At 40.2% G+C, this 13,306-nt stretch carries 11 protein-coding genes; 5 read left to right on the forward strand and 6 right to left on the reverse strand.

Annotation, left to right across the window (positions count from 1 at the left end; translation table 11 throughout):
- Positions 1 to 65: 65 nt before the first annotated feature.
- On the forward strand, positions 66 to 902 hold the full coding sequence (locus ED622_RS15285; RefSeq protein WP_122035489.1) for a DUF2989 domain-containing protein: 837 nt from the start codon (positions 66 to 68) through the stop codon (positions 900 to 902).
- Between the two features lie 92 nt (positions 903 to 994).
- Here ED622_RS15285 and msrB read toward each other — a convergent pair whose 3' ends face one another.
- On the reverse strand, positions 995 to 1,402 hold the full coding sequence (gene msrB / locus ED622_RS15290; RefSeq protein ID WP_122035491.1) for a peptide-methionine (R)-S-oxide reductase MsrB: 408 nt from the start codon (positions 1,400 to 1,402) through the stop codon (positions 995 to 997).
- 335 nt (positions 1,403 to 1,737) lie between these two features.
- Between msrB and gap the strand changes: the two genes are divergently transcribed.
- Both gap and ED622_RS15300 read left to right on the forward strand, forming a co-directional pair.
- Positions 1,738 to 2,730 (forward strand): type I glyceraldehyde-3-phosphate dehydrogenase, encoded by a 993-nt coding sequence (gene gap, locus ED622_RS15295; RefSeq protein WP_122035493.1) that lies wholly within the window; start codon positions 1,738 to 1,740, stop codon positions 2,728 to 2,730.
- A gap of 248 nt (positions 2,731 to 2,978) precedes the next feature.
- The gene (locus ED622_RS15300) at positions 2,979 to 3,854 is read left to right on the forward strand and encodes a D-hexose-6-phosphate mutarotase (protein ID WP_122035495.1); all 876 of its coding nucleotides are present in this window, start codon (positions 2,979 to 2,981) and stop codon (positions 3,852 to 3,854) included.
- A gap of 82 nt (positions 3,855 to 3,936) precedes the next feature.
- On the opposite strand, the gene ED622_RS15305 is transcribed toward ED622_RS15300, so the two are convergent.
- A complete protein-coding gene (locus ED622_RS15305; protein ID WP_122035496.1) occupies positions 3,937 to 5,241 on the reverse strand; it encodes an inosine/guanosine kinase in 1,305 nt (434 codons plus the stop codon).
- Positions 5,242 to 5,424: 183 nt separating this feature from the next.
- On the opposite strand from ED622_RS15305, the gene ED622_RS15310 reads away from it, so the two are divergent.
- Both ED622_RS15310 and trxC read left to right on the forward strand, forming a co-directional pair.
- Positions 5,425 to 5,748, forward strand: a complete 324-nt coding sequence (locus ED622_RS15310) for an HI1450 family dsDNA-mimic protein (protein ID WP_045101659.1) — start codon at positions 5,425 to 5,427, stop codon at positions 5,746 to 5,748.
- Between the two features lie 144 nt (positions 5,749 to 5,892).
- Positions 5,893 to 6,327 carry a thioredoxin TrxC gene (gene trxC / locus ED622_RS15315; protein ID WP_045101658.1) on the forward strand — a complete coding sequence of 145 codons (435 nt, stop codon included), beginning with the start codon at positions 5,893 to 5,895 and terminating at the stop codon, positions 6,325 to 6,327.
- Between the two features lie 86 nt (positions 6,328 to 6,413).
- On the opposite strand, the gene serS is transcribed toward trxC, so the two are convergent.
- The 4 genes from serS to ED622_RS15335 form a co-directional block, all read right to left on the reverse strand.
- Entirely contained in the window at positions 6,414 to 7,721 is a 1,308-nt protein-coding gene (gene serS / locus ED622_RS15320; protein WP_122035498.1) for a serine--tRNA ligase, read from the reverse strand.
- A 121-nt stretch (positions 7,722 to 7,842) separates the two neighbouring features.
- Positions 7,843 to 9,189, reverse strand: a complete 1,347-nt coding sequence (locus ED622_RS15325) for a replication-associated recombination protein A (RefSeq protein ID WP_122035500.1) — start codon at positions 9,187 to 9,189, stop codon at positions 7,843 to 7,845.
- Between the two features lie 19 nt (positions 9,190 to 9,208).
- Positions 9,209 to 9,820: an outer membrane lipoprotein chaperone LolA gene (lolA, locus tag ED622_RS15330; protein ID WP_122035502.1), complete on the reverse strand. Its 612-nt coding sequence runs from the start codon at positions 9,818 to 9,820 to the stop codon at positions 9,209 to 9,211.
- A 42-nt stretch (positions 9,821 to 9,862) separates the two neighbouring features.
- Entirely contained in the window at positions 9,863 to 13,150 is a 3,288-nt protein-coding gene (locus tag ED622_RS15335) for a DNA translocase FtsK 4TM domain-containing protein (RefSeq protein WP_371413443.1), read from the reverse strand.
- Positions 13,151 to 13,306 lie beyond the last annotated feature (156 nt).

The following is a 13,306-nucleotide window of genomic DNA, read 5'->3' on the forward strand; positions in this document are numbered from 1 at the left end:
TCAATAAGCTGCCGATAAATTGGTGTAATGGATCACGTTTCCTTTTTTATTTCTACAGGATTACCATGTTTTTAACTATTCGACGACTCGCTCTACTTATTCCCACTGCATTTTTATTATCAGCTTGCTTTGATTCTAAGCCGACAACTGAACAACTGTGTGAAGATCATGAAGCTTTACAATGTGCTCAACTGAATATGAATGACGGTCAATGTCGCTCACAACGTGATGCTCTTATCCTTAATCGATTTGATGTATTAAAAAGTAATAGTGACTTAGATAAATTAAAAACGATCAAAGCAACTCATCAATATCAGACTTGCTTGACATCAGCAGCGCAAATAGAACCTATTACTGCAAAAGAAATAAAATCAAAACGAACCGAAGCCTTGCTAGATACGTATGATGCAATTGATGCACTTACTTTAGAACTAAAAGACTCAAAGGAACCAAAAGTACTTTTTTATCGTTGGGCAACTGGTGATAAAAATGCCTTACGCGCTTTCTTGCAGTTAGAAGGTACCAATGTACTTGAAACAACAGAGCTACAATATGCACTCGCAACCTTTTATACCCAGCGAGATGGTAATAAGACCATCCTTATACTTAACCATGCGCTAGAACTACTTACTGAGCAAGATTATGACAACAATCAGCATACGACGGTAATTAAATCACTCGCCAGTATTAATCATAAAGAAAAGAACAAAGAGCACGCTTATGTTTGGGCGCTTGTTGGAAAAGGGTATGAATTACAAGTTGCCTCTGAACAACAACTTGATTTGTTATATCAATTTACTGACGTTGAAAAAGAAAGACTCAAACAAGCAAGTGAGCTAATAAAAGAGAGCATAGATAACTTAGCTTTTAAGGCCTCTTTATTACCTACTGAAAATAAATAACAGTTTAAGAACTAAAAAAGGAGCACATTGCTCCTTTTTTTATCTTCAATTAGATCTAGTTACATTTAAATTAAACGATAGAAACTAATTGATTACTCTTTCTCACCGAAAAACAAAGAAACTGAGTTTACACAAAAACGCTCGCCTGTCGTTTTCGGCCCATCATTAAATACATGACCTAAATGACTGTCGCACTGACGACAACGGATCTCTGTTCTTTGCATACCATGACTATTATCTTCTATATATAAAATAGCCTGATCATTTACTGGTGCATCAAAACTTGGCCAACCACACCCTGAGTCATATTTGTTTTCAGAAGAAAATAACACAGCCTGACAACAGGTACATGCATAAGTACCTGTCGCTTTATTATGCAATAGCTTGCCAGAAAAAGGGGCTTCTGTGCCTTGTTTTCTGCAAATATCAAACTCTTCTTGAGTCAATTTACCTCGCCAATCTGCTTCTGTCAGATCTGAAAACGATTTTGATTTGTCCATATCTCTATCTACCCCTTAATACTTATTTAAATTAAACCTTGCTTATAATCACCTTTGTAGCACATAATTTGCTGAAGTAATTTTACAGCAACCCAGCAAAATGACATTAACAGTTATGTCACTATTTTTCATAACATGTCACTAAGGTTATTAAATAACCAGACTTTCTATAAATTACGTAAGAATTTTTCTTTATGTTAACAGAATATGGTCTTTTTTTTGATTTTAAACAAGATAAATGGCATTTTCGCTTGCAGGTTGGCTCAGGATTTTGTAATTTTACTACCAGTTAATTTAAACCTGAAAATCAAATTTACGTTGTGGAGCAACATATAATGACTATCAAAGTAGGTATTAACGGTTTTGGCCGTATTGGACGTTTTGTTTTCCGTGCATCTGTAGAGCGCAATGACATCGAAGTTGTTGGTATTAACGATCTTATCGACGTTGAATACATGGCTTACATGCTTAAGTACGATTCAACTCACGGCCGTTTCAACGGTACTGTTGAAGTAGTTGACGGTAACCTAGTAGTTAACGGCAAAACTGTACGTGTTACAGCTGAACGTAACCCAGAAGAACTTAAGTGGGATGCAATCAACGTTGACGTTGTTGCTGAAGCTACTGGTCTTTTCCTTACTGACGAAACTGCTCGTAAACACATCACAGCTGGCGCTAAGAAAGTAGTTCTTACTGGTCCTTCTGGTGACGTACCAATGTTCGTTATGGGCGTTAACGCTGCAGATTACGCTGGTCAAGATATCGTTTCTAACGCTTCTTGTACTACTAACTGTCTTGCACCTATCGCTAAAGTACTTAACGACAAGTGGGGCATTGAATCTGGTCTTATGACTACAGTTCACGCAACTACAGCAACTCAAAAAACTGTAGATGGTCCTTCTGCGAAAGACTGGCGTGGTGGCCGTGGTGCTTCTCAAAACATCATCCCATCTTCAACTGGTGCAGCTAAAGCAGTAGGTAAAGTAATTCCTGAGCTTAACGGCCTTCTAACTGGTATGGCTTTCCGCGTACCAACTGCAAACGTTTCTGTTGTTGACCTTACAGTTAACCTAAAAACTGCTGCAACTTACGAAGAAATCTGTGCTGAAATGAAGCGTGCTTCTGAAAACGAATACGCTGGCGTTCTAGGTTACACAGACGAAGCTGTTGTTTCTCAAGACTTCATCGGCGAAACACAAACTTCAGTATTTGATGCTGCAGCTGGTGTTGCTCTAACTGACAAATTCGTTAAGCTTGTATCTTGGTACGACAACGAAATCGGTTACTCAAACAAAGTTCTTGATCTAATCGCTCACGTTTCTAAGTAAGCATTAGTTTAGACTTTCTTTGAAAGCTAACTTAAAAGGTTTTAGTAATCTTTTAAGAATGAAAGGCGACTTAATTGTCGCCTTTTTTGTATCTGTAATTTAATGCCAAATTAGAGAATTACCTGTAGATTATTACATTAATATAAGTATCTATTCCTTTTCGATAATCGACTACCACTGACCTTTGCAATTAGCTTGGTAGAAAGTATCTAAAAAAGAATACGTATTTACTATTTTAGGAGTCACCTATGAATCTTACTCACCTTCCAACCATCAGTGTGTTATCTGATTGCGTTACCATTGCTCAATTAGACGATGTAAAAGTGGTTCGTGTACTTCATGAGAAAGCAGAAGCCGCAATTTCATTACACGGTGGTCATGTATTATCTTTCACTCCAAAAGGGCAAGACGACCTGATTTGGATGAGCAAAGACGCTATTTTTAACCCTGATAAAGCAATTCGTGGGGGCGTGCCTGTATGTTGGCCTTGGTTTGGTCGTATCGCAAACCCTGCACACGGTTTTGCTCGTAATAGCGCTTGGACATTAGTAGAGCATCGTGAAAACAAAAATGGCGTTATGGTGGTTCTTGGGTTAAAAACGTCTGAAGAAACCAAAGCTATTTGGCCATTTGAATTTGAAGCGCGCTTAACTGTAGAAATTGGCGATCAGCTAACGATTACTCTTGATGCAAAAAACACAGATGATAAAGCGTGGAACTGCTCAGGAGCATTACACACATACCTAAATGTTGCTGATATTAACGCGACAACAATTACCGGTATGGGATCAAGCTATATTGATGGCTTACTGGAAGGGAAAGTATGTTCGGGCGGTGATACATTATCGATTGATGCGGCTGTTGATCGTGTTTACACTCAGCCAGAAAACACCGTCCTAGTCTCTGATACACAACGTACATTGTCTGTTACTAATTCAGGACACAATGCAGCGGTTATCTGGAATCCGTGGGTTGAAGGCGCTGAATCTATGGGTGACATGAACAATGATGGTTATCAAACTATGGTGTGTGTTGAATCAACCTATCATGCAGCAAGTCTAGAAACAGCTAAAGTAATTCAACCTAATGAATCATTTGTATTAAGTACAAAAATTAGCGCTTAATCTTAAAGCCAGAAACAAAAACGGAAGCTCTAAGGCTTCCGTTTTTTATATCATCTACTTCTATATTAAATAGATGCTGAAATTATCTTTCCCAGTACGACTCTTCTAACGAATCTTCACGCTCTGGTAAACCACGAGATAAACGTGGTGAATGTTGCGCTAATACTTCAAAGCTTACACGGTTTGAGTACTTACATACTTGAGAAAACGAAGAGTATGTTAGGTATGAGTGCTGATGCTTACTTGAGTTAGGCACATTATTACGGTGATAATGATTTGCTGCCATATCGTGTAATAAAGCCGACAATGCTCCATCACCTGCCCCATTGGTATTCTTGATTTTTTCTGGGCCACCCATGTATGGTGAAATATGAGAATACACCTTCATTGGGTTTTCACAGCTGTCTTTAATAGCAGGACGGCTAAATTCATATTGGTTGAATTCCGCAATCGTACCAGGAAGCAATGGCAAAGAAGTTTCACGCTTCGCTTCGTCTTCAGTATAACCCGCCATATAAAGCCCTACAGGGCCCGCAGTACACAATACAAGATCAACCCATTCAAGAGCCTTATCAGCTGCTTCTAGAGGATCTGATGCACCAGTAAGCGCCTCTCCTTCCTCTTCGTTCATAGCAACCACTGATACATGATCGTTTAGGAAGTCACGCCAGTATTGAGGGTCATCTTGAACAACAAACTTAGTACCCATAGTCAATACTACTGGTACGTCATGCTTTTTCGCGTACTCAATAGCTTGCATCGTAGCAGCTGGCATTGGGTCGCCATCTTTACAACGAACTAAATAAGCAGTCAGTACTAATGCAGATGCATTTTTAAAGATTTTCTCTGGAATGCTTTCTGCACGAAGTTGGTTCATGTCACCTTCGCTGATCGCAAACGTACGCTCACCGTCTTGGCTAATAAGCGCAAAACAGCGACCAATTGCACCAGGAACCGGTTGAAGGTAGTTCAAATCCATTCGGCTAGACGTATTACATAAGTAGCGGTATGAGTAGCTACCAATATGAATGTCTTCACTCATCACACCTAGCAATGTAGATTTATCATCTGCTAATACTGAGTAGTTATGAAGTGTGTTACCAATTGTACCACCAGCAAATTCGTTGGTGATCATGTTGTTATCTTTAAGCTCGTTATAAAGCATTTCCGCTTTATCATTATCGATAACCAGTGAGTGCCCTTTACTCAAGCCATACTTTTCAATAAAAGCATCATCAATTCGAGCTTCAATATCCACTAACGTTTGATCAATACCGATAATGTGCGTACGCGACATTTTTTTGGTTTCTTGAGCTTGGCTAACTAATGGATCACGAGCGTGAACTGGAAAATAATGCTTGGATTTACGCTGACCTGGAAATTTCATAAAATAATCATTCAACTGGCTAATGGAAGAAGTGCGAAGTTTAGCCGCTGAATAACTCTGCCGCAACTACTGATATTACCCTCAACGAAAGGCAAACGTTTGCTCGTTCTATTTGTTGATAGCTCTAGCCTTATAGAGGACATTCGTGATAATTTATGAGCGTATTTTTTAAAGGTAACCACCATGACAACTGAACTAATTAGCTATGATGACGTAATCGAAGTCGCTTATGATATTTTCCTTGAAATGGCTCAAGACAATCTTGAACCTGCTGATGTTGCATTATTCACTCTGCAATTTGATGACCGCGGCGCCGCTGAAGTCGTAGATACTGGTGATGACTGGTCTGAACAAGTTGGCTTTGATGTCGATGGCGAAATCTACGCTGAAGTTTTAATTGGCTTAGTTAATGAAGAATCTGATGTTTTAGATGATGTCTTTGCTCGCATGCTAGTAAGTCGTGATCCTGAACACAAGTTCTGCCACATGCTATGGAAGCGTGATTAATTTCACCAACCTTACCATTTCATACTAAGGAGCATCTATTTGCTCCTTTTTTATTACTCTTTCTAATTGAATATCTCACTTAGCACCCCCATTATTTCTTTATGCTCACAAACTGCTGATAGCAGAAAATAATAAAGGAATACCATGTCTCAATTTCAATCTCGATGCCCATCGTGTAATGGACTCAATCGCCTTCCTATTGAACGTATTAATGACACTGCTACGTGTGGTCGTTGTAAAGAACAACTATTAGATGGAAAACCATTAGAGGGTACGTCTGATAATCTTGCTGCTTTAATGAATAGTGATAAACCTGTTGTTATCGACTTCTGGGCCCCGTGGTGTAATCCATGTGTTGGATTTTCTCCGGTATTTGAAGACGTTGCCGCTGAACGCAATGGCCAAGTTCGTTGTGTAAAAGTAAATACGGAAGCTCAACAACAAATTGCTGCACAATATCAGATCCGCTCTATCCCTACGATCATGGTCTTTAAGAACGGCCAACGTGTAGATATGATTAATGGTGCATTACCAAAAGGTCAATTTGATCAATGGTTAAACCAAGCCCTACTTAAATAATTTAAGCAGCAGACAAACAAAAGCCGCTTTATGACTTAACATAAAGCGGCTTTTTAGTGTTTATCTAGTCTATGTTATAGAACAGATTAACCGATGAATTCTACACCGTTCATGTACTTACGTAGTACTTCAGGGATAGCAATCTTACCATCAGCTTGTTGGAAGTTCTCTAGGATAGCAACCATTGTACGACCTACAGCAAGACCTGAACCGTTCAGTGTGTGAACCAATTCTGGTTTCTTCTCGCCTTGACGACGGAAACGCGCTTGCATACGACGAGCTTGGAAATCCCACATGTTTGAACAAGAAGAAATTTCACGGTACGTTTCTTGTGCTGGAACCCACACTTCTAAATCGTAAGTTTTACGAGAGCCGAAGCCCATGTCGCCAGTACAAAGAACAACTTTACGGTATGGAAGTTCTAGTAGTTGAAGTACTTTCTCAGCATGACCTGTTAGTTCTTCAAGCGCAGCCATTGAATCTTCTGGTTTCGTAATTTGAACTAATTCAACTTTGTCGAATTGGTGCATACGAATAAGACCACGAGTATCACGACCGTAAGAACCTGCTTCAGAACGGAAACATGGTGTGTGAGCTGTCATTTTCAGAGGCAAATCAGCTTCTTCAGTAATGGTATCGCGCACCATGTTTGTTACTGGAACTTCAGCTGTTGGGATAAGTGATAGCATCTTAAGAGGAACATCACTTACTTGCTCTGTTAATGGGCTTGTGTGGAATAGGTCTTCACCAAACTTTGGTAATTGACCTGTACCATATAAGCTATCGTGGTTTACTAAGTACGGTACATACATTTCCATGTAACCGTGCTCTTCAGTATGAAGATCAAGCATAAATTGTGCTAGTGCACGGTGAAGACGTGCAAATTGACCTTTCATTACGATAAAACGAGAGCCTGAAATTTTAACTGCGCTTGCAAAATCAAGACCATCAGCCATTTCACCCAGTTCAACGTGATCTTTCACTTCAAAGTCATACGCTAGAGGGTTGCCCCAACGTAATACTTCAACGTTTTCTTCTTCATCTTTACCATAAGGTACAGAATCATCAGGAAGGTTTGGTACAGACAAAGCGATAGTTTCGATTTGTTGTTGAAGATCAGCAAGCGCTACTTTTGCTTCATCTAGATCAGAACCTAGTGTTGCAACGTCAGCCATAATGCGAGCCGCTTCTTCATGATCACCCTTCGCTTTTGCTTGACCAATGGACTTCGAACGGGAATTACGCTGCGCTTGAAGCTCTTCAGTTTTTACCTGAAGGGACTTACGTTGTTCTTCAAGATCGCGAAGTGTCTCTACGTCTAGCTTAAAGCCACGACGTGCCAGTTTCTCTGCTGTTTCATCCAGCTCTGTACGAAGTAATTTTGAATCAAGCATTTGTAATCCTATGCCTTATGGTCATTGTGCGTTCAAAGTAAACAGAACCCACTTAATAATAAAATTTTGTGCAATTTTCTTTTCTAAATTGCGATTCGAATAAGATACCGAAAATGCCCTTTTATTGGTAGCGTTTTAAGGGACTGTTTTGATCTAATTTAGCTAAATACTCTAGCTTTTCGCTAATTTTGGTTTCTAGACCACGTTTTGTTGGAAAGTAGTACTTACGATCCTGTATTTCAGGCGGAAAATAATTCTCACCAGAAGCATACGCATTTGGCTCATCATGAGCATAACGATAGTCAGCTCCATACCCCATATCTTTCATTAATGACGTAGGTGCATTACGTAAATGATTTGGAACATCATAATCTGGTGAGTTAATCGCATCCATTTGCGCTTGTTTCCACGCGGTATAAACGGCATTACTTTTAGGAGCACACGCCAAATAAACCACTGCTTGAGCTATAGCCCTTTCCCCTTCTGCGGGACCAATTCGTGTAAAACAATCCCACGCATTCATCGCAATTTCCATCGCACGAGGATCGGCATTACCAATATCTTCAGAAGCAATCGCTAATAAACGACGCGCAACATACAAAGGATCACCACCTGCTGCAATAATACGCGCAGTCCAATACAATGCCGCATCAGGATTAGAGCCACGAATTGATTTATGAACAGCTGAGATTAAGTCGTACCACATATCCCCTTTATTATCGAAACGTGCCAGTTTTTCACCCGCCACTTCCGCTAATAAAGGCAAGTCCACCACTTTCTTACCTTCATGATCTTCTTCTGCCATATCGTGCAGAAGCTCAAGGTAATTGAGTGACATACGAGCATCGCCCGACACCAAATCAGCCAGTTGTAATTTCACCTCATCAGGAAGTATAAAATTATCATCATTTAAACCACGATCTTTATCTAAAAGCGCTTGGTCTATTACCTGAACAATATCTTGTTTTTCTAATGATTTTAATTTGTATACTCGCGCTCGCGATAACAATGCATTATTGAGCTCAAAAGAAGGATTTTCCGTTGTCGCACCAATAAAAGTAATCGTGCCATCTTCTATGTGCGGCAGAAAAGCATCTTGCTGGCTTTTATTAAAGCGATGGACCTCATCCACAAACATAATCGTTCTGCGGCCTGTGGTTTGATTCTCTTTCGCTTTTTCTATTGCAGCACGAATGTCTTTTACGCCAGAAGTGACCGCCGATACTCGTTCCACTTCTGCGTTGGTGTAATTAGCAGCCACTTCCGCTAATGTTGTTTTACCGGTACCAGGAGGCCCCCATAAAATCATTGAGTGGATCTGTCCGGCTTCTAGCGCACGACGCAGCGGCTTACCAACACCTAGTAGATGTTGCTGACCAATGTATTGCTCAATATTTTGAGGGCGCATTCTAGCAGCAAGGGGACGAAAGTCGTCCCCTGCTGAAAAATCTAAACTGAAGTTACTCACGTTTATCCTTTATCTTTCATTAGCGTTGATCATCGATATCAACACCTGCTGGCACAGTAAAACTGAAATTACTTTGCGCTGGTTTTTTCGCTTCAAATTTCGTAAAGCTAAAGTCACTACGTTGTCCATCTTGCTCTACAACAGAGAATCCAGTGACATTACCTGATGGCTGTATATTGACAATAAAGTCGCTTTTTACTGCTGAATCAGATTTTGGAGACACGGTGAACGCATCACCATTTTGCGTCACAGAATAATTATCCCAATCAGAAGACTTATTACGTGTTAATAATACAAATGGGGTCTGTGTTGTGGCTTTTTCAAGTCCCATTAAGGTAACTTGTTCAACAAATGGATTGTAATACCATAGTGTTTCGCCATCAGTGACCAGCAAATTCTCATCGGGAGTCTGTGTATGCCAACGAAACAAATTAGGACGTAGAATTTTCACATCCCCTTCGCCTTGCATTAATACATCCCCTTCAGGGCTCACTACTTTTTGAGTAAATACCGCTTCAAAGCCAGCATTTTGATTTAAACGCTCAGTCAATTCACTTTGAGGAGACGCCAACGCTGCAGCGCTAAATACGCCAGAACTTAACAAACACAAAGAAACTAAAAACTTTTTCATCAATAATTTTCACTTATCTAAATAGAAATAATGCCAATTCGATTAATCGCCGCTACCTACTGGCGGTGGCGCTATCACTTCACGGTTACCATTATGGCCCGGAGTACTTACGATCCCATGCGCCTCTAATTGCTCAACAATACGAGCAGCACGGTTATACCCAATTCTAAATTGACGTTGAACCCCAGATACAGAGCCTCTTCGAGATGTCGTTACAAACTCAACCACTTGATCGAACAATTGATCAAGCTCTTCTTCATTGTCTGACTTTTCACCAGGCAGTAAAGATTCTGCGCCTTGCTCACTCTTAGTAATCGCTTCAATGTAATTTGGACGACCACGCGCTTTCCAATCATTTACGACGGCATGTACATCATCATCTGATGCAAACGCACCGTGAACACGAACGGTATGGTTAGAACCCGGTGCTAAGTAAAGCATATCACCCATACCAAGTAGAGATTCAGCACCACCTTGGTCAAGAATAGTTCTTGAATCGGTTTTAGTTGATACCGTAAACGCAACACGTGTTGGAATGTTTGCTTTAATCAAACCAGTAATAACATCTACCGATGGACGTTGGGTTGCCAAGATTAGGTGAATACCTGCTGCACGCGCTTTTTGAGCCAAACGAGCAATCAATTCTTCTACTTTCTTACCAACAACCATCATCAAATCAGCAAATTCATCGACGATAACAATAATAGACGGCAGTTTTTCTAACAATGGTGGCATCTCATCCATGCTATCACCCGGTTTCCATAATGGATCATGGATTGGGTGCCCTGCTGCTGCTGCCATTTTCAATTTATCATTAAAGCCTTGTAGGTTACGGACCCCTAACGCTGACATTAATTTATAACGACGTTCCATTTCACCAACACACCAACGCAATGCATTACCCGCGTCTTTCATGTCAGTAACAACTTCAGTCAATAGGTGTGGGATTCCTTCATAGATAGAAAGTTCCAACATTTTTGGATCGATCATGATAAAACGTACATCTTCTGGGGTCGCTTTATACAGCACACTCAAAATCATGACGTTTACACCAACCGACTTACCAGAGCCGGTAGTACCCGCAACCAGTACGTGAGGCATTTTTGCTAAATCAGCAATAACCGCTTCACCTGCGATATCAAGCCCCATAACGACGGTTGTTGGTGATTTTGCATTTTTAAATGTATCACTACCAACCACATCAGAGAAAAACACGGTTTGACGATTAAAGTTAGGAAGCTCTAAACCTACGTAAGGTTTACCCGGAATAACTTCAACAACACGTACTGCCATCGCAGATAAAGAACGAGCTAAATCGGTTGCAAGGCCTGAGATACGGCTTACCTTAACACCGGGTGCTAAATCTAACTCAAAACGAGTAATTACAGGACCAGGGAAGATATCCACCACTCGCGCTTTAATTTTGTAATCAGCCAGTTTTGCTTCAACCAAACGAGCCGTATGCTCTAGTGATTCACGAGACTCCATTTCTGCGCGAGTGTCAGGAGAGTACAATAGCTCCAGAGTCGGCATTGGAGACGTTGGTTTTGGTAAATTAGGTTCAGAGTTAACCAAGAACGGATTTTGTAATGCCGCTTGTGTCGCTTTCTCTTTTGCCACTAGCGCTTGGAATGCCGCTATATCAGCATCTGAATGCTCTGGTTTTTCTTCAGGAAGTACTTCTTCAATGACAACATCATGAAGTGTCTCTTCAACCGCTTGCTCAACAACTTCTTCAATCTCTGTTTCTTGAGTCTGTTGCTCGACCGCGCTAAATGAGGAAAATGACTCTTCTTCTATTGCTTGAGACTCTTCATGTGCTGAGAAATGAATATTGTCTTCAACGGTTTCATCTTGCTCTAGATTAGCCGTAAACGTATCTTCATGATTAGAAGAAGTCTCTTGATATTCATTCTGCCATTCATTTAATGTTTCAGCGCTTTCTTGATTCTCTACCACACTCGGTTCAACAAATTGATCAGTGGCACTAGAGAAAGCACTGATCTCTTGATATTCAGCTTGTTCATTATCTTGAGTATTTAATGAATCAAGGTGGTTACTTTCAGTCGTGATATCAACAAAAGGAGTCAATTCATCTTCAGTTAGTAAAGGCTCATCAATAATAGCAACTTCTTCTGCACCAACAGCCATTGCTGTCGAGCTTAATACTGCCGCACTAACAATAGGATTAGGATTAAAGGCCTTCTCTGCATCAACTTTACTTAATAGAGGATCTTGAACTAATGCTTCATTATCTAACTCAGCAATTGTCGCGTTGCTACGCATGGATAAATTCAATCCATCTTCTAAAATTTCCGGAGGCGTCGGTTCATTTTGTTCTGTGGCATACAATGATGGTGCGACAACGCTATTTTCAAGAACACTATTCTCAATAACGTTATCTTCAACCTGCTCTATTTCTATTAATGAAGTCTCTGCTTGATGAACTACTGGCTCAGAAGCATAATCGCTTGGTGTCGAGAATAGAGGGTCATCTGAATACGTATTTTCACCTGCAAACATTGAGGCTTCACGAGCCGAAATTTTAGGCGTTTCAAATGGGTCAACATCTGTATTTTCGACAGCAGAAGAAATAGATGGTGTAGAAGTAAATGAATGAGACAGATCTGTATCTACTGCTTCTTGCTTGTAATCATTCTCACTTTCAACTTCATACGTTTCGTCTTCCGTCTTTCTCATTTTATTTACAATGGTTCTAACGCCTTCCAGCGCCATGCCACCAAGGTTGTCAACAATCGTTAACCAAGAAACACCTGTAAATAATGTTAAGCCCGCTCCCCATAAAAACATGAAAATAAGCGTTGAACCAAGCAAATTCAAAATAGGGGTTGTTAGACTAGTAAGTACATCGCCAACCACGCCGCCAGATGAGAAATACCATAAATCATCAAAACTGGTATCGGCTAAAGCACAGCTGGTTAAAAATAGAATTAAAAGACCTAAGATGCGAGTTCCGATCATCATTAGATCCAACTCACGCTCTTCTTGGTCTTGGTTTTTTTTACGAAAAACGACCCAAGTACAGCCTAAAAGAATGACCGGTAATAGATAAGCTAAAGAACCAAAGGCAAAGAAAAGCGTATCAGCGATCCATGCTCCAAAGGAACCACCAGCATTCTCAACACTGCCATCCCAAGCAGTCTGAGACCATGAAGGATCCGCAGGATTAAAACTAAATAAGGAGATGACAATAAAGATAGTCGCAAGTAGACCTACAATAAATAGTGCTTCTTGCAAACGTTGATTGCCATTTAATCGTTCTTTTTCTGGTTCAGCTACGGTTTCAACTTTTAACGTTGTCAGCTGAATTTTTCTCTCAGAAATCTTTTCTTTAATCTTTGTAAACAAAATACTATCCAATGTTACTGTGCTTAGATTTAGTCATCCCTCTTTAATGTATAAATGCATTCGAAGAGAAAAAAGCAAGGATCACTAAATCTGTAGAAATTAAAAACAAGTCGAGCG

It is taken from the genome of Aliivibrio sp. EL58 (genome assembly GCF_900312675.1).
Taxonomy (GTDB): Bacteria; Pseudomonadota; Gammaproteobacteria; order Enterobacterales; family Vibrionaceae; genus Aliivibrio.

What these genes read in the sequence shown, in the direction of transcription:
- ED622_RS15285 (WP_122035489.1), top strand. Translation starts at nt 66, where the DNA reads ATGTTTTTAACTATTCGACGACTCGCTCTACTTATTCCCACTGCATTT.
- msrB (WP_122035491.1), bottom strand. Translation starts at nt 1,402, where the DNA reads ATGGACAAATCAAAATCGTTTTCAGATCTGACAGAAGCAGATTGGCGA.
- gap (WP_122035493.1), top strand. Translation starts at nt 1,738, where the DNA reads ATGACTATCAAAGTAGGTATTAACGGTTTTGGCCGTATTGGACGTTTT.
- ED622_RS15300 (WP_122035495.1), top strand. Translation starts at nt 2,979, where the DNA reads ATGAATCTTACTCACCTTCCAACCATCAGTGTGTTATCTGATTGCGTT.
- ED622_RS15305 (WP_122035496.1), bottom strand. Translation starts at nt 5,241, where the DNA reads ATGAAATTTCCAGGTCAGCGTAAATCCAAGCATTATTTTCCAGTTCAC.
- ED622_RS15310 (WP_045101659.1), top strand. Translation starts at nt 5,425, where the DNA reads ATGACAACTGAACTAATTAGCTATGATGACGTAATCGAAGTCGCTTAT.
- trxC (WP_045101658.1), top strand. Translation starts at nt 5,893, where the DNA reads ATGTCTCAATTTCAATCTCGATGCCCATCGTGTAATGGACTCAATCGC.
- serS (WP_122035498.1), bottom strand. Translation starts at nt 7,721, where the DNA reads ATGCTTGATTCAAAATTACTTCGTACAGAGCTGGATGAAACAGCAGAG.
- lolA (WP_122035502.1), bottom strand. Translation starts at nt 9,820, where the DNA reads ATGAAAAAGTTTTTAGTTTCTTTGTGTTTGTTAAGTTCTGGCGTATTT.